Consider the following 16,662-nt stretch of genomic DNA (forward strand, 5'->3'; position numbering starts at 1 on the left):
TAGCGTGGCGGCCATGAGTCCCGAGGGCCGACCGGCCTCCGCCGCGCAGACCAGCCTGTCGCGCATCATGACCGCGCTCGACACCAACCTGCTCGGCACCGTGCACGGTGGCGTCATCATGAAGCTCGTCGACGACGTCGCGGGCGCGGTGGCGCAGCGGCACTCCGGCGGCCCGGCCGTCACGGCGTCGATGGACGAGATGACGTTTCTCGAGCCGGTGCACGTCGGCAACCTCGTGCACGCGCACGCGAAGGTGAACTGGACCGGCCGGACGTCGATGGAGGTCGGCGTGCGGGTGGTCGCCGAGCCGTGGAACGAGGTCCGCCCGGCCACCGCGGTCGCCACCGCCTACCTCGTGTTCGTCGCGCTCGACCCCGACGGCGCACCGCGCGAGGTGCCGCCGGTGCTGCCGGAGACCGACGAGGACCGCCGCCGGTTCGCCGAGGCCGAGATCCGCCGTACCCACCGGCTGGCCCGGCGCGCGGCGATCCTGCGCTCCCGCGAGGAGTCCACGCCGACGGCCTGACCGATGGTCTGACCCAGAGTCAACCGAACGACCCCGTTCTGCCTACTCCTGTGACTGATGTGACAGAAGAGGCGCTTGGGCTCGGCGTGCCGCCCGTGAAATCGGCTCGGCCTGTGGTGATACTGACCAAGCGGCGGGCAACGGGGACCCGCCGGCACGTCCGGTTCGATGGGGGAAGTGCATGACGACAGCGGCACGTCCGCCGGATCCACGGCGGGTGCGGGCCCGCCGCGAAGCCATCGCCGCGCTGCGCGCCCAGAAGGCCGAGGCGGCGCGGTTCCGCCGATCGGTGACGCTGGTCGCCCTGTCCGTCGTCGCCCCCGGCAGCGCGCAGCTGATCGCCGGCCACAAGAAGACCGGCAAGATCGCGCTCGGGATCTACGGCGGGCTGATCGGCGTCCTGCTGCTGGTGCTGTGGCTGGTGCCGCTGCAGGACCTCGCCGGGCTGGCCGTCCGGCCGTGGCTGCTGACGGCGTTCAAGCTGCTCGCGTTCGGGGTCGCGGCCGCGTGGATCGTGCTGCTGCTGGACGCGTGGCGGCTCGGCCACCCGCCGGGACTGAGCCAGAAGCACCGGCTGATCATGATCGGCGCGACGCTCGCGCTGGCGGCCATGGTGTCGACGCCGTTCTTCGTGGCCGCCCGGTACGCGACGGCCGCGCACGACGCCGTCGTCGAGATGTTCCCGTCAGGCCAGGTGGCGGCCGCGAGCGACGGCCGGCTCAACATCTTGCTGCTCGGTGTCGACGCCGGTGACGGGCGGGTCGGCGTGCGGCCGGACAGCATCAACCTGGTCTCCATCGACGTCCGCACCGGCGAGCCGGCCATGATCAGCCTGCCGCGCAACCTGGAGAGCGCCCGGTTCCCCGACGGCACGCCCGCCGACGACGAGTTCCCGCGCGGCTTCTCCGGCGACGGTGACGAGTCCGACTACATGTTGAACGCGACGTGGACCTTCGGCGAGGAGAACCCGGAGCTGTTCGAGGGCCCGTCCGGCCCCGGCCCGACCGCCGTCAAGCAGGCCGTTGAGGGCACCCTCGGCGTGCCGGTGCACTACTACGTGGCCGTCGACCTGCAGGGCTTCCGCGACATCATCGACGCGATCGGCGGCATCACCCTCAGGGTGAACGAGGAGTTGCCGATCGGCGACAAGGGCAAGGTGCTCGAGCCCGGGTTGCAGGAGCTCGACGGCTACCACGCGCTCTGGTACGCGCGGTCCCGCGAGGGCTCGTCCGACTACGCGCGCATGGCCCGGCAGCGCTGCGTCATCGGCGCGCTGGTCAACCAGGCCGACCCGCAGACCGTGCTGTCGAACTTCGTCGAGCTGGCCGACGCGTCGAAGTCGGTCATCACCACCGACATCCCGCGCCAGGACCTCGCCAACCTCGTCGACCTCGCGCTGAAGGCGAAGGACGAGGAGATCACCTCGCTGCAGTTCGTGCCGCCGCTGATCGTGCCGGCCGACCCGGACATCGGGCTCATCCACGACGAGGTCGACGCGCTGCTGTCCGGCGACGCGAAGCCGGCGCCGTCGGAGACCGCCGCCGAGGAGCCGTCCGACCCGCCCGCCGAGGAGTCCGACGAGCCGTCCGAAGAATCCGAGGAAGCTCCGACGGAGGAGGCGGCCGACGAGCCGTCGGACGACGGCTCGAAGGACGAAGAGGCCGAGGAGGCCGAGGAGACCGAGGAGACCGAGGAGACCGAGGAGCAGACGCCGGTCGAGATGTCGTCGGTGTGCTCCTACGAGTGAGCCGGACGTCAGGCGCGGCGGGTGCGCAGGAGCACCACCGCGCCGGTCGTCAGCAGCACGACGCCGGCGATGATCGCCTCCGGGGGTTCGCCTACGAGGGCGACGCACGGCCGCCGGGAGGGGTCGCCCGATGACGCGGAGTCGATCACTGAGCTCCTCGGTGCCGGCACCGGGTAAGGTGCCAGCCGACATGAACGCCGCCGATCCCACCCCTTCCGGCCGGCCGGTCGCGCCCGACGAGCGCGTGTGGCCGGCCGTCTCGGTCATCATGCCCGTGCTCGACGAGGAGCGGCACCTGGCCGAGGCCGTCGCCGGCGTGCTCGCCCAGGAGTACCCGGGCGAGCTGGAGCTGCTGCTGGCGCTCGGCCCGTCCCGCGACCGCACCGACGAGATCGCCCGCGAGCTGGCCGCCGCCGACCCCCGGGTGCGGCTGGTCGCCAACCCGGCCGGGCGCACCCCCGCCGGGCTGAACGCGGCCCTCGGCGCCGCGCGGCACGGCGTCGTCGTGCGGGTCGACGGCCACGGCGTGCTGTCCGACCACTACATCCGCACCGCCGTCGCCGAGTTGGAGCGCACCGGCGCGGCCAACGTCGGCGGCATCATGAACGCCGAGGGGCAGACCGACTTCGAGCGGGCTGTCGCCTGGGCGTACACGTCGCCGTTCGGGCTGGGCGGGGCGAAGTTCCACCTCGGCGGGCAGGCCGGCCCCGCCGACACCGTCTACCTGGGGGTGTTCCGGCGCGAGGTGCTAGACCGCCTCGGCGGCTTCGACGAGCACTTCGTCCGCGCCCAGGACTGGGAGCTGAACTACCGCATCCGGGCCGCCGGTGAGACCGTCTGGTTCACGCCCGACCTCGTCGTCAGCTACCGGCCGCGGCCGAACCTGCGCGCGCTGGCCCGGCAGTTCCTCAAGACCGGCCAGTGGCGGCGCGAGGTGGTCCGCCGCTATCCCGACACCGCGAACGTCCGCTACCTCGCCGCACCCGCCGTCACGGTCGCCGTCGCCGCCGGGACGGCAGCCGGGCTGGCCGGCCTGGTGGGGCCGTCGTGGCTGCTGATCGGCTGGCTGGCGCCGGCCGGGTACGCCGCCGGCGTCACCGCCGCCGCGCTGCTGGCCGGTCGCGGGCTGCCGGCGAAGGCGCGCGCCTGGCTGCCGCCCGTCCTCGCGACGATGCACCTGACGTGGGGCGCCGGGTTCCTCCTGGGATCCCGCGACGCCGCCCGGTCGCGGCGCGCCGACCACGACGCCACGGCCGCGGGAGGACCGGCGACGTGAACGTCCTGATGCTCGTGCAGTCACCGGTGGCCGGCGACTCGCGGGTGCTCCGGGAGGCCGCCACGCTGACGGCCGAGGGGCACGCCGTGCACATCGTCGGCCGCGACGTCCCCGACGGCTTCGACCCCGGCGACGGCGTCACCGTCGAGTCGGTGACCCGGTCGCGCGGCATGCGCCCGCCCGGCACCCCGCGCGGCGCCGCCCTGGCGTCGTCGTCCGGGCCCAAGGCGGTGGTGCGCCGGGCCGGACGCTGGCTGCTGCTGCCCGAGCACCGCGAGCGCACCGAGCGGCGCTGGCGCGACGACGCCGCCCGGCTGCTGGCCGGCCGGTCGGCCCCCGACGTCGTGCACGCCCACGACTACAACACACTGGCGCTCGGCGCCGACCTCGCCCGGCGGTGGTCCGCCCGGCTGGTCTACGACAGCCACGAGCTGTGGTTCGACCGCGGGCTGCCCGGCCGGCCCACGCCGCTGGCGCACTGGCGCGGACGGCGCAAGGAGACCGCGCTGGCCCGGCAGGCGCGGGTGGTCCTGACCGTCAGCGAGGGCATCGCCGCCCGGCTGCGCGGCCGCGGGCTGCCCGACGTCCGTGTCGTCCGCAACACCTTCCCGCTGGCCGACCACGAGCCGCCGGAGCTGCCCGCCACACCCGCCGGATTCGCCTACGCCGGGCGCATCGGCCCCGGCCGCGACCTCGAGGCCGTCGTCGGCGCCGCCGCCCGGCTGCCGTCGCTGCGCACCGTCGTCGCCGGGCCGGCCGACCCCGGCTACCGCCTCGACACCACCGGCGTCGAGGTGCTGCCGCCGATGTCGCTGCCCGCGGTCGACACCCTCTACCAGGAGGTGGGTGTGGCGGTGGTCACCCTCACCGACACCTGTCTGAACCACCGGCTGGCGCTGCCGAACAAGTTGTTCCACGCCGTCCGGGCCGGTGTTCCCGTGGTGGCGGCGAACCTCCCGGAACTCCATTCCTTCGTGCTCCGTTACGGTCTGGGCCGCCTCTACACGCCCGGCGACGCGTCGTCGCTGGCCACGGCCGTAGAGGCGGTTGCGTCCGATTACACTGGGTACGTCGAGGCGGTGCGCAAGGCACGGCTGGAACTGGCCTGGGAGCACGACTCCCGCGTACTCGCCGACGCGTACGCGAACCTGGGGACGGCGTGAGATGGCATACATCGTCGCGTGTGGCCCACGGGTGCGATATTTCGTCTGTGTGTCGTCTACCCTTGACCCGATCCGGTGCGGATCCACTCGGTCCAGCGCCTGGCCGCGGTAGAAAGGCAAGCCTTCGATGAACGCCACTCGTACCGACGAGGATTTCACCTCGTCGGTGCACGTGTACGAGCCGCATCGAGCGGGGCTGCCCCGGCTCGGGCCGTACATCCGCACTCTGTGGCAGCGCAGGCAGTTCGCCGCGGAGATGTCGCGGTCGAACATCCGGGCCGCGAACACCAACACGTTCTTCGGCCAGATCTGGCTGGTGCTCAACCCGCTGCTGCTGGCCTGCGTCTACTACGTGCTGATCACCATCCTGCGCAGCGGCGACACCACCGACGCGGCCGAGCGGTTCGTCCACCTGTGCGCCGGGCTGTTCGCGTTCTACTACTTCTCCGGCTGCCTGCAGACCGGCGCGTCCAGCGTGGTGGGCGGCGGCAAGCTGCTGCTGAACATGTCGTTCCCGCGGCTGCTGCTGCCGTTGTCGGCGGTGCGCACGGCGTTCTTCCGGTTCCTGCCCACGCTCATCGTCTACTTCCCGATCCACGTCGCGTTCGGGCAGCCGCTGCGCTGGCAGATGCTGCTGGCGCCGGTGTTCCTGCTGCTGCTGACGATCTTCGGTGCGGGCGCGGCGATGATGTTCGCCACGCTGCAGGTGTACTTCCGCGACACCGCCAGCTTCCTGCCGTACTTCGTGCGCATGTGGCTGTACCTGTCGCCGGTCCTGTGGTTCGCCGAGGACGCCCCCGAACGGTTCGAGCGGTTCATGGTCTTCAACCCGCTGTACTCACTGCTGGGGGGCTGGACCGACCTGCTCGTCCGCGGGCAGATCCCGGACCTGTCGTTGTGGATCGCCGGTGTCGCCTGGGCGGCCGCCGCGGCCATCGTGGGGAGCCTGTTCTTCATGTCGAGGGAGCGCGAGTTTGTCGTCCGTCTCTGAGGTTGGCGCCGTGACCACCACATCGGCCGCGCCTGATGCCGTCGTCGTCGAGAATGTCTCGCTGACGTACCGCACCACGTTCGAACGCGTCCCGACGTTCAAGACGGCGATCGTGCGGTTCGGCCGCGGCGAACGCGCCGTCAAGGAGGTCGAGGCCGTCCAGGACGTCTCGTTCTCCGTGCCGCACGGCAACGCCATCGGCATCATCGGCGCCAACGGCGCCGGCAAGTCCACGCTGATGCGCATGATCGCCGGCATCCTGCCGCCGACGAAGGGCCGCATCCAGGTCAACGGCCGGGTCAGCACGCTGCTGTCGCTCGGCGTCGGCTTCAACGCGGCGCTCACCGGCCGCGAGAACGTCGTCCTGGGCGGGCTGGCCGCGGGCCTGAGCCGCAAGGAGATCCAGGAGCGCTACGAAGAGATCGCCGACTTCGCCGAGATCGGCGAGTTCATCGACATGCCGATGCGCACCTACTCCTCCGGCATGTTCCAGCGGCTGGCGTTCTCCGTCGCCGTGCACATGGACCCCGACATCCTGCTCATCGACGAGGCGCTGTCGGCCGGCGACGCCAAGTTCAAGCAGAAGGCCGCGGCGAAGATGAAGGACCTGGTGACGCACGCGCGCACCATGTTCCTCGTCAGCCACGCCCTCAGCAGCGTCCGCGACCTCTGCAACGACGCCGTGTGGCTGCACAAGGGCAAGCTGATGATGCGCGGCACCCCCAACGAGGTCATCGAGGCCTACAACACCTTCCTCAAGGTCGGCGAGGACGCCTTCAGCCTCGAGGACCTCTGAGTCGTGGCCGCACCACGTGTCGACGTCGCCATCGTGTCCGCCGGGCACGACGTCGCCGACGCGCGGCTGCACAAGATCACCGCGGCGCTGCGACGGGCCGGCCTGAGCGTCGAGCTGGCCGGGCTCGGTGACGCCGACGGCGGGCCGGCCGGTGTCCGCGTCCGCACCGAACAGCGCGGCGGCATGGCCCGGCGCGCGGTGCGTGCGGCCATGCTGCCGTGGCGCTCTCGTGCCCGCGTGCTGATGACCGTCGACCCCGACGTCGTCCCGATGGCCCGTGCCGCCGCGTCGATGCGCCGCTGCAAGGTCGTCGTCGACATCCACGAGGACTACGCCCGGCTGCTGTCCGACCGGTCCTGGGCGCGCGGCCTCATCGGCTTCGGCGCGCGCATGATCGTGCACGCCAGCACCCGCCTGGCCGCCGGCGCCGACGTCACCGTCGTGGCCGACGACCACATCCCGCCGCACCAGGCCCGCCGCCGCCTCGTCGTCGAGAACCTGCCCGACCTCCAGCTGCTCTCGCCCGGCCCGCCCGACGACCGTCCGCGCGCGGTCTACATCGGTGACCTCCGCGCCAGCCGTGGCCTGTTCGACATGGTCGACGCCGTCGCGGGAGCGCCCGCCTGGACGCTCGACCTCATCGGCCCGGTGGCCGCCGCCGACCGCGACCAGCTGGCCGCCCGGCTCGCCCACCCCGACGTCGCCGGCCGGGTCGTCCTGCACGGCCGGCAGCCACCGGAGCTGGCCTGGCAGATCGCCCGCGGCGCCTGGGCCGGCCTGGTGTTCCTGCGCGAGACGCCGGCGTTCCGGCAGGCGATGCCGACCAAGCTGTACGAGTACCTCGCCAGCGGCCTGCCCGTGCTGTCGACGCCGCTGCCGCGGCAGACCTCGGTCATCCGCGAGTCCGGCGGCGGCGTCCTCATCTCCGGCCCCGCCGAAGCCGCCGACGTCCTGCGCCGCTGGAGCGACCATCCCGAGGAGCTGGACGACTACCGCGCGGCGGCGGCGGAGTGGACGGAGCGCAAGCTCAGCGAGCGCACCCCCTACGACCTCCTCGCCGAGACCGTGGCCGAGCTGCTCGGTCAACGGTCTGCCGTCGCCTGACCCCTCGCCATTCGCCGCAGCGGAACGGCAGGCGGCGAACGGCGGACGGTGCGGGCTGTGCCCGGTCTTCCCCCGTCCCCCTGATAGGTGCCCGTTCTTGGGCCGGGGTGCCGCGGGTCAAGCGGTGCTTCGCTCGCGCGAAGCGCCGAACAGGGCTCCGCTTGAGGCGTGGTGCCGCGGCTAGGAGAATGGGCGCCAGGGGGACGGCCAACGGCGGCAAAGCCCGAACTGAGCACAACGGCCAACGAGCAGGCCGGGGTCAGCGAGCGGCGAGCTCGCGGCCGGCCGCCGCGGCGCCGTTGATGACCTGCGGCGCGGACGGACGGCGGGCCAGGTGCCAGCCGGCGCGGAGGGCGCGGCTGTCGAGCACCACGACGAGGTCGGCGCCGGTGGCGGCGGCCAGCGCCTCGGGCCGCGAGCGCAACCGGGACCAGTACCGCGCCGCCAGCCGGCCGGCCTTGAACTGGCGCACCAGCTTGCGCAGCCGCGAGACCGGCCGGGCCGGAGCGGGCGCCGCCGGGGGAGCCGCGGGAGCCGCGGGAGCCGGGGCCGGAGCCGCCGGGGCGGGAACAGCCGGCGCGGGAACAGCCGGCGCGGGAGCAGCGGGCGCAGGGGAGGCCGCGGCCGACCCGCTCAGCACGATGACGTTCGGCACGACGTCGGCGACGGGGTCGAGGGGCGGCTGCCAGGAGATCAGCGTCAGCTCGAGGTCGTCGCGGCCGAGGTCCTTGGCGACGGTGGCCAGCTGGGCGCGGCCGAGCTTCCCGGTGCCGAGCAGGGTGACCTTCACGACGCGGCCTCCACGGCGACCGGGGCGCCGCGCAGGGCCTCGATGCGCGGGTCGAGTTGGAGATCGCGGCGGTAGCCGGCCCCGAAGGCGCGGGCCTGGGCGCGCTGCTCCTGCGTCGCCGAGCGGGCGGCCTCGGCGGCCGCGGCCAACGCGGCGGCGACGGTCTCGGGGCGCAGGTCGGCGACCGGGAACCAGAGCGGGTGGCCGCGCAGCACGTCGGTGGCGGCGTTGCCGGGCTCGTGGACGGAGACGACGGGCAGGCCGGTGGCGAGGTACTCGAACACCTTGCCGCTGGTGACGTAGCGGCCGGCGCCGAGGATCAGCAGCAGCACGTCGAACCCCGCGTAGGTGGCGGCGATGTCGGCCTTGCCGACCGGGCCGCGGTAGCTGACGCCGTCGGCGGAGGCGGAGTCGATGACGGCGAGCAGGTCGGGCCGCGGCTGGCCGTAGAAGCCGAGGTAGCCATGGATGCGGGCCTCGGCGCCGGCCAGCGACGGCGACGTGGCGCGGCCGTGCTGCCAGCCGCGGACGAACTCGGCGAGGGGCACCTTCGGGGTGACGGTGCCGACGTAGCCGAAGACGACGGGACGGTCGCCGACGGGCGGCCGCTCGCCCGTGGGCGCCGGCGCCAGCTCGGCGTCGAAGCCGTTGGCCACCGTACGCATGCGGTCGGCGTGCGCGGGGTAGAGCCGCCGGTGCCAGTCGCGGATGGGGTCGTTGACGAACCACACCTCGCGGGCGCCGGCCACCAGCCGCCGCTCCCAGCGGGCCGCCCGGCTGCGGGGGGAGTGCAGCCGCTCGCCGCTGAACACGTCCAGCAGCCAGGCGTCGCGGTAGTCCATGACGTACGGGACGCCGTGGCGCCGGTGCAGCCGCCAGGCGGCGGTGAACGCGACGTGCGGGTTGGCGGTGGCGAGGACGAGGTCGACGGGGTCGCCGGCGTGGATGCGCTCGGCGGCGGCCTCGATGACGCGCCGCCACGGGCCGTAGCCGACCTCGGGGAACGCGACGGTGTCGCGGCGGGCGCGCCACTTCGCCCAGGCGCGCGGGAACCGGGCCCGGAACCGCGACCAGCGGCGGAGGTCGGGCTCGTGGACGGGCCACGCGAACGGGACCCGGACGACCTCGACGGCGGGGTCGATGCGTGCCTCGAGAGTGGGATCGGTGCCGGTGAACCGGACGAACGTGTCGCGCTCGACCGTCAGCACCGTGACGCGCCAGCCCAGCCGGGCGAACCGGTTGGCGGTGGCGAGGCCGCGGTAGACGCCGCCGCCCCGGCAGGGAGGGAAGCCCCAGGCCACGTAGAGCAGGTGCGGCCGGCGGTCGTGGGGCGCGCCGGAGCGCCCCGAGCTGGCGTGCGTCATCATGTCACGGACAGGCTACGACACCCGGAGGGCTCCATGGCACTGCGCACGGCGGCGAAACGCTGGCTGCCCGGCGCCGTCGTCGACGGTCTTGCCGGGGCCCGGCGGCGGGTCTCGTGGCTGCGCCGCCCACTGCCGCCGCAAGAGCCGTTCCCGCAGGTCCGCGCGGCCGCCGCGCGGCTGCTGGTGGGCCCGACGAACTCCGCCGGGCAGGGCTGGGCGTGGGCCCGCGCCGCCGAACGGGCGAGCGGCGACGTCGCGGCGGCCTGCTTCGCCATCCGGCGCAACAACTACGGGTTCGCCGACGACTACGGCGTCGCGGTGCCGGTCTACGCGCACCCGGCGTGGCAGCGGGCGCACGAGCAGTACGTCCTCAGCACCTTCACGCACGCCGTCGTCGAGTCCATGCGGCCGCTGTTCGGCGCCCGGCACGCCCGCGACGCCAGTGGCGACGTCGCCGTGCTGACGCGGGCCGGCCTGCGGGTCGCGCTGGCCTTCCACGGGTCCGACATCCGGCTGCCCAGCCGGCACGCCGAGCGCGAGCCGTGGTCGCCGTTCCGGGTCCGCGACGACCTCACCGCGCGGCTCGAGGAGCAGGCTCACCGGCACGCCGCGTTCGCGACGGAGTTCGCGGCCGGCGGCGGCGCGGTGCTGGTGTCCACCCCGGACCTCTTCGACGACCTGCCGGAGGCCACCTGGCTGCCGGTCGTCGTCGACCCCGATCGCTGGCAGGCGCCGCCGTCGCCGGGCCGCCGCCGTCCCGTGGTCGTGCACGCGCCGTCGAACTCGCGGCTCAAGGGCACCGAGGCCGTCGAGGCGGCCATGGACGCGCTCAGCGCGAAGGGCGTCGTCGAGTACCGCCGGCTCGAGGGCATCCCGAACGACCGCATGCCGGCCGCACTGGCCGAGGCCGACATCGTCGTCGACCAGCTGACCATGGGCTTGTACGGGGTCGGCGCCTGCGAGGCGATGGCGGCCGGGCGCGCCGTCGTCTCATACGTCGGGACGGCTGTCCGCGAGCGGGTCCGCGACCGCACCGGGCTCGACGTCCCGATCGCCGAGGCGACCCCCGACGACCTCGCCGACGTCGTCGCCGCGCTGGCCGCCGACCCGGACGCCGCGGGGGAGCTCGCGGCGCGCGGTCCCGGCTTCGTCCGCGCGGTGCACGACGGCACGGTGTCCGGGACCGTGCTCGACGATTGGCTTCGGCAGACGACCCGATGATCTGATGGGAACCGGCGGAGCGTCTCTGCGAGACTGGGTATATTCGCCGATCGGCCGGCAAACAGCCCCGGGAGCTCCCGGGGCCGATATCTCGTGAAGGGCGTGGAGGGCAACACGGTGGCTCGGGGAACAGACAGGCGCCGAGACGACCGGCCGGAGCTCGAGGACGACGCACCCGCCACCCGCGACGGGTTCCCGCCGCGGCTCGACGCGCCGGTCCGGCTCCTGGTGGGGCCGGCCAACTTCGCGGGTCAGGGCACCCGCTGGGCGCGTGCGCTGGAAGAACGCGTGCCCACCGTGAAGGCGACGTCGTACGCCTTCCTCAAGGGCGTCCTCGACTACCCGGTCGACTACGGCATCCCGGCGGGCACGTACCGGCGCAGCCGCCGCTGGCAGCAGAAGTTCCTCACCCACGTGCTGCAGAACTACACCCACGTGCTGGTCGAGGCGTCGCGGCCGATCTTCGGCACCTGGCACGGCCAGGACGCCTCCTTCGACATCCCGCCCATGCTGGCGAAGGGGTTGCGGGTCGGGCTCATCGCGCACGGCTCCGACGTCCGCATCCCCAGCCGGCACGTCGAGACCGAGCCGTGGTCGCCGTTCCCCGACCTCGAGGACGAGACCGTCGAGCTGCTCGAGCGCAACTCCACCCGCGCGGTCGAGCTGTTCACGTCGTACCCGGGCGCGGTCTACGTCTCCACCCCCGACCTCCTCGACTACGTGCCCAACGCGGTCTGGTGCCCGGTGGTCGTCGACGTCGCCACCTGGCGCAGCGACGCCCCCGTGCTCGAGCACGAGAAGCCGGTCGTGGCGCACGCGCCGAGCAAGTCGGCCATGAAGGGCTCGGAGCTGATCGACCCCATCATGGAGAGCCTGGCCGAGCGCGGCCTCATCACCTACCGCCGGGTCGAGGGCGTCGACCCCGAGGACATGCCGGGCGTCTACCGCGACGCCGACATCGTCCTCGACCAGTTCCGGGTCGGCAGCTACGGCGTCGCCGCGTGCGAGGCCATGGCGGCCGGCCGCGTGGTCGTCGGGCACATCTCCCAGCACGTCCGCGACCGCGTCCTGGCCGACACCGGCCTCGAGCTGCCGATCGTCGAGGCCACGCCCGACACCATCGAGCAGGTCGTCCTCGACCTCATCTCGCACCCGGACCGCGCGCGCGAGGTGGCCGCCAGCGGCCCGGCCTTCGTCGAAGAGGTGCACGACGGCCGCCGCTCGGCCGAGTCGCTGGCGCCGTTCGTCGAGCGGCCCAGCGCCGTGCCGGCCGAGTGGAAGCCGTCGTGGATCAGGCCCAAGGTCGTCATGATGGCCGGCAACGACATCATCCCCGACGCGCGCGTCCTCAAGTACGCGCAGACGGTGGCCAACTGGGACCTCGACGTCACCTGCATCGGCATCCCGGGACGCCGGCTCAAGGGCGCCCGCGAGCTGGGCCGGGTGCACGTCCTGTGCCCGCCCATCCAGTCGAAGGTGCTGGTCACGGGGTGGCGTAAGCGGCTGTCCAACCTCCGGCCGTGGTTCACCACCGAGGCCGAGTACACCCTGGCCTACGGCCGCTGGCAGTACGCCAGCCGCGAGCTGCGCGGCGACCGCGGCCGCGACCGCCGCGACTCCGGGCGCACCGGCGGCGTCGACGCGGCGCCCGCGGTGCGGCGCTCCACCCGCGACCGCCTGCTGCGCGCGGCCCGCTGGCGCTCGCTGAAGCTGCACCGGGCCGTCCTCGACGCCCGCGCGTACCCCGTCCGCCGGGCCAAGCGGAAGAGCCCGCCCACCGACCTCGGCATCGGCAAGCGGCGCGAGCGGCTGCTGCGGCTCTACCGCTACCTGCCGTCGGGCCGCTGGCGCCGGGTGATGCCCGAGGTGGTCGACCAGGAGCTGACCCTCGGCCCGCTGCTGGACCGCCTGCAGCCCGAGGTCATCCACGTGCATGACGTGTTCATGCTCGGCATCGCCGCCCGCGCGGCGCACCGGGCGGCGCTCGACGACCGCACCATCAAGATCATCTACGACGCGCACGAGTACATCCCCGGTGTGCCGGTGGTGGCGCCGCGCCGGGTCGCGGCCTACAGCGACCTCGAGCGCGAGTTCATCCACGACGCCGACCGCGTCATCACGGTGTCCGAGCCGCTGGCCGGCTGGCTGCAGCGCGACCACAAGATGGCCCGCCGGCCCGACGTCGTCCTCAACGCGCCGGTCGAGCCGCCCGAGGACGCCGAGGTCAAGGGGCTGCGCCAGCACCTCAAGCTGCCCGACGACGTCCCGCTGCTGGTGTACGGCGGCGGCGTCAACCGCGCTCGCGGCGTCGGCACGGCGGTCGAGGCGCTGCCGCAGCTGCCCGGCGTGCACCTCGCCGTCGTGGCCCGCGCCAACCCGGTCACCGCGGAGCTGCAGGCGCGCGCCGTCGAGCTGGGCGTGGGCGACCGCGTGCACCTGGCGCCGTTCGTCGACGCCGAGGTGGTGCCGCTGTACCTGCGCTCGGCCACCATCGGGCTGAGCCCGCTGCTGCACGCGCCCAACCACGACATCGCCGTCACGAACAAGTTCTGCGAGTACATCGCCGCGGGTCTGCCGATCATCACCAGCGACACCCCCGCGCAGGCCGACCTCGTGCGCGAGCTCGACCTCGGCGCGGTCCACACCGCCGGCGACGTCGACGACTTCGTGCGGGCGGTCCGCACGGTGCTGGCCGACCACGACCGCATCGCCAAGCGCATCGCCGACGACCCCCAGCTGCGGCACCGCTTCTCGTGGGCGGCGCAGGCCGAGGTCATCAGGTCGGTGTACGCCGAGGTCATGGAGAAACTGCCCGACGCCGCGTGGGCGCCGGGCGCCACCGTCGTCAACCGGCTGATCCCCGACCCGCCGGAGCCACCCGAGACCAAGTGGCGCGCCTTCAAGGAGGCGGCCCGCGTGGCCGAGCGGGACCACCAGGAGCAGGAGAAGAAGCAGCGGTGAACGTGCGCATCATGGCCTCGGCCGACGTCGACGACAGCGCCGAGATCGGCGCCGGCTCGTCGGTCTGGCACCTGGCCCAGGTCCGGGAGAAGGCCGTGCTCGGCCGCGACTGCGTCATCGGCCGCGGCGCCTACATCGGCACCGGCGTCCGCGCCGGCGACAACTGCAAGGTGCAGAACTACGCGCTGGTCTACGAGCCGGCGGTGCTCGAGGACGGCGTGTTCGTCGGCCCCGCGGCGGTGCTCACCAACGACACCTTCCCGCGCGCCGTCAACCCCGACGGCAGCGCCAAGAGCGCGGCCGACTGGGACGCCGTCGGCGTCACGCTGCGCGAGGGGTGTTCCGTGGGGGCTCGGGCGGTATGCGTGGCTCCGGTCACCGTGGGACGATGGGCTACCGTAGCCGCCGGAGCCGTCGTCACCCGCGACGTCCCTGATTTCGCGCTGGTGGTCGGTGTGCCGGCGCGGCGGGTCGCGTGGGTGGGGCGTGCCGGCGTCCCGCTCGAGGACGCCGGCGGGGGCACCTGGCGGTGTCCGCGCACCGGCGAGCTGTACATCGAACAACACGGGCACCTGCGGGAAGCCGGTCAGAGCACGGAGGACAACGCATGAGCACCAGCCCGATCCCGGCCGCGAAGCCGATCATCGGCGACGATGAGCGGGAGGCGGTCGACCGCGTGCTGCGCAGCGGCATGATGGCGCAGGGACCGGAGGTCGCGGCCTTCGAGCAGGAGTTCTCGGCCGAGCTGGTCGCCGGGCGGGCCTGCGTGGCCGTCAACTCCGGCACCTCCGGCCTGCACCTGGGCCTGCTGGCCGCGGGCGTCGGGCCCGGCGACGAAGTCATCGTCCCGTCCTTCACGTTCGCCGCCACCGCCAACTCCGTCGCGCTCACCGGCGCCACCCCGGTGTTCGCCGACATCGAGCCGCGGTACTTCTGCCTCGACCCCGCCGCCGTCGAGGCCGCCGTCACCGAGCGGACCGTCGGCATCATGCCGGTGCACCTCTACGGCCACCCGGCCGACCTCACGGCACTCGGCGACATCGCCGAGCGGCACGGCCTGAAGATCTTCGAGGACGCCGCCCAGGCGCACGCCGCCACCTGGAAGGGCGCGCCGGTCGGCTCGTTCGGCACCTTCGCCATGTTCAGCCTGTACCCGACGAAGAACATGACGTCGGGCGAGGGTGGCATGGTCAGCACCGGCGACGACGACCTCGAGCGCCGGCTGCGGCTGCTGCGCAACCAGGGCATGCTGCGCCAGTACGAGAACGAGCTGGTCGGCCTGAACAACCGCATGACCGACATCCACGCCGCCATCGGCCGGGTCCAGCTGCGCAAGCTGGCCGGCTGGACGAAGCAGCGGCAGGAGAACGCCGCCTTCCTCGACGCCCACCTCGACGGCGTCGTGGTGCCGCCGGTGTCCGAGCACGCCACGCACGTCTACCACCAGTACACCGTCCGGGTGTCCGGCGATCGCGACGGCTTCGCGGCGGCGCTGCGCTCCGAGTACGGCGTCGGCTGCGGCGTGTACTACCCCATTCCGAACCACCGCCTGCCGTCGTTCGGCCGCGACGCCGACCTCCCCGAGACCGAGCGCGCGGCGGCCGAGGTCATCTCGCTGCCGGTGCATCCGTCGTTGAGCTCCGAAGACCTCGACCGCATCGTGACGGCCGTGAACACGCTGGCGAAGGCGGGTGCCTGATGACCGACCTGCGAGCCGGGCTGATCGGCCTGGGCATGATGGGCCGGCACCACGCGCGGGTGCTGCGCTCCCTCGACGGCGTCGACCTCGTCGGCGTGGCCGACCCCGCCGGCGACCCGCACAAGGTGGCCGGCGGGCTGACCGTCCAGCCCGACATCGAGGCGCTGATCGAGACCGGCCTCGACTACTGCGTCGTCGCCACGCCGACCGCCTACCACGAGGAGATCGGCCTCGCGCTGGCCGCGGCCGGCGTGCACGCGCTGATCGAGAAGCCGCTGTCCAAGGACAGCGAGGGCTCGGCCAAGCTGGCCGCGGCGTTCCAGGCGGCCGGGCTGGTCGGCGCCGTCGGGCACATCGAGCGGTACAACCCGGCGCTGCAGAGCCTGCGGGCGCGGCTGCTGGACGGCGAGCTCGGCGACATCTACCAGATCATCACCCGCCGGCAGGGCCCGTTCCCGGCCCGCATCGCCGACGTCGGCGTCGTCAAGGACCTCGCCACCCACGACATCGACCTCACCGCCTGGGTGGTGGGCTCGCCGTTCGTGTCCGTCGCCGCCCGCACCGTGCACAAGAGCGGCCGTGCCCACGAGGACCTCGTGGCCGTCACCGGCCAGCTCGCCGACGGCACCGTCACCAGCCACCTCGTCAACTGGCTGTCGCCGATGAAGGAGCGGGTCACCATCGTCACCGGCGACCGCGGCGCCTACATCGCCGACACCCTGCACGCCGACCTCACCTTCCACGCCAACGGCTCCATCCCCACGGCCTGGGACGACCTCGCCCAGTTCCGCGGCGTGTCCGAGGGCGACGTCGTCCGCTACGCCATCGCCAAGCCCGAGCCGCTGCGCACCGAACACGAAGCCTTCCGCGACGCCATTCTGGGCAAGGAATCGGATATTGTCACAATGCAGCAGGGCCTGGCAACCGTCGAGGTCGCCGAGGCCGTGCTCCACTCCGCCGCGGAAGGCACTACCGTGCGGCTACCACACTAGAGCTCGACCAGGGGGGTCCTGGTGGTGCA

The 16,662-nt window shown here is 73.4% G+C and carries 15 protein-coding genes; 12 read left to right on the forward strand and 3 right to left on the reverse strand.

What is annotated here, in order from left to right:
- Positions 1-13 precede the first annotated feature (13 nt).
- Both BLU82_RS01975 and BLU82_RS01980 read left to right on the forward strand, forming a co-directional pair.
- Entirely contained in the window at positions 14-526 is a 513-nt protein-coding gene (locus BLU82_RS01975) for an acyl-CoA thioesterase (RefSeq protein ID WP_092625310.1), read from the forward strand.
- 181 nt (positions 527-707) lie between these two features.
- Positions 708-2,273 (forward strand): LCP family protein, encoded by a 1,566-nt coding sequence (locus BLU82_RS01980; protein WP_092614894.1) that lies wholly within the window; start codon positions 708-710, stop codon positions 2,271-2,273.
- A gap of 8 nt (positions 2,274-2,281) precedes the next feature.
- Here the strand turns inward: BLU82_RS01980 and BLU82_RS33930 are convergent, their stop codons facing one another.
- The gene (locus tag BLU82_RS33930; protein WP_157740469.1) at positions 2,282-2,422 is read right to left on the reverse strand and encodes a hypothetical protein; all 141 of its coding nucleotides are present in this window, start codon (positions 2,420-2,422) and stop codon (positions 2,282-2,284) included.
- 41 nt (positions 2,423-2,463) lie between these two features.
- On the opposite strand from BLU82_RS33930, the gene BLU82_RS01985 reads away from it, so the two are divergent.
- The 5 genes from BLU82_RS01985 to BLU82_RS02005 all read left to right on the forward strand — a co-directional run bounded on the left by BLU82_RS01985 (position 2,464) and on the right by BLU82_RS02005 (position 7,603).
- Complete coding sequence (locus BLU82_RS01985) at positions 2,464-3,549, forward strand: glycosyltransferase family 2 protein (protein ID WP_092614897.1); 1,086 nt, start codon at positions 2,464-2,466, stop codon at positions 3,547-3,549.
- The gene (locus tag BLU82_RS01990) at positions 3,546-4,712 is read left to right on the forward strand and encodes a glycosyltransferase (RefSeq protein WP_092614900.1); all 1,167 of its coding nucleotides are present in this window, start codon (positions 3,546-3,548) and stop codon (positions 4,710-4,712) included. The genes BLU82_RS01985 and BLU82_RS01990 overlap by 4 nt, the downstream gene beginning before the upstream one ends.
- A 127-nt stretch (positions 4,713-4,839) precedes the next feature.
- Entirely contained in the window at positions 4,840-5,703 is an 864-nt protein-coding gene (locus BLU82_RS01995; protein WP_092614903.1) for an ABC transporter permease, read from the forward strand.
- Positions 5,704-5,713: 10 nt separating this feature from the next.
- Complete coding sequence (locus tag BLU82_RS02000; protein WP_092614906.1) at positions 5,714-6,499, forward strand: ABC transporter ATP-binding protein; 786 nt, start codon at positions 5,714-5,716, stop codon at positions 6,497-6,499.
- 3 nt (positions 6,500-6,502) lie between these two features.
- Complete coding sequence (locus tag BLU82_RS02005; RefSeq protein ID WP_092614909.1) at positions 6,503-7,603, forward strand: glycosyltransferase; 1,101 nt, start codon at positions 6,503-6,505, stop codon at positions 7,601-7,603.
- Positions 7,604-7,862: 259 nt separating this feature from the next.
- Here BLU82_RS02005 and BLU82_RS02010 read toward each other — a convergent pair whose 3' ends face one another.
- Positions 7,863-8,393, reverse strand: a complete 531-nt coding sequence (locus BLU82_RS02010) for a hypothetical protein (protein WP_092614912.1) — start codon at positions 8,391-8,393, stop codon at positions 7,863-7,865.
- Complete coding sequence (locus BLU82_RS02015) at positions 8,390-9,760, reverse strand: glycosyltransferase (RefSeq protein ID WP_197682682.1); 1,371 nt, start codon at positions 9,758-9,760, stop codon at positions 8,390-8,392. Before BLU82_RS02015 ends, BLU82_RS02010 begins: the two co-directional genes overlap by 4 nt.
- 33 nt (positions 9,761-9,793) lie before the next feature.
- Here BLU82_RS02015 and BLU82_RS02020 point away from each other — a divergent pair, with 33 nt between their 5' ends.
- The 5 genes from BLU82_RS02020 to BLU82_RS02040 all read left to right on the forward strand — a co-directional run bounded on the left by BLU82_RS02020 (position 9,794) and on the right by BLU82_RS02040 (position 16,633).
- On the forward strand, positions 9,794-10,981 hold the full coding sequence (locus tag BLU82_RS02020) for a glycosyltransferase (protein WP_092614915.1): 1,188 nt from the start codon (positions 9,794-9,796) through the stop codon (positions 10,979-10,981).
- Positions 10,982-11,098: 117 nt separating this feature from the next.
- On the forward strand, positions 11,099-13,942 hold the full coding sequence (locus BLU82_RS02025) for a glycosyltransferase (protein ID WP_157740470.1): 2,844 nt from the start codon (positions 11,099-11,101) through the stop codon (positions 13,940-13,942).
- Between the two features lie 11 nt (positions 13,943-13,953).
- The gene (locus BLU82_RS02030; RefSeq protein WP_092625314.1) at positions 13,954-14,553 is read left to right on the forward strand and encodes an acyltransferase; all 600 of its coding nucleotides are present in this window, start codon (positions 13,954-13,956) and stop codon (positions 14,551-14,553) included.
- On the forward strand, positions 14,550-15,641 hold the full coding sequence (locus BLU82_RS02035) for a DegT/DnrJ/EryC1/StrS aminotransferase family protein (RefSeq protein ID WP_069110459.1): 1,092 nt from the start codon (positions 14,550-14,552) through the stop codon (positions 15,639-15,641). Before BLU82_RS02030 ends, BLU82_RS02035 begins: the two co-directional genes overlap by 4 nt.
- Positions 15,641-16,633, forward strand: a complete 993-nt coding sequence (locus BLU82_RS02040; RefSeq protein WP_092614920.1) for a Gfo/Idh/MocA family protein — start codon at positions 15,641-15,643, stop codon at positions 16,631-16,633. The genes BLU82_RS02035 and BLU82_RS02040 overlap by 1 nt, the downstream gene beginning before the upstream one ends.
- Positions 16,634-16,662 lie beyond the last annotated feature (29 nt).

The organism is Jiangella sp. DSM 45060 (assembly GCF_900105175.1).
Taxonomy (GTDB): domain Bacteria; phylum Actinomycetota; class Actinomycetes; order Jiangellales; family Jiangellaceae; genus Jiangella.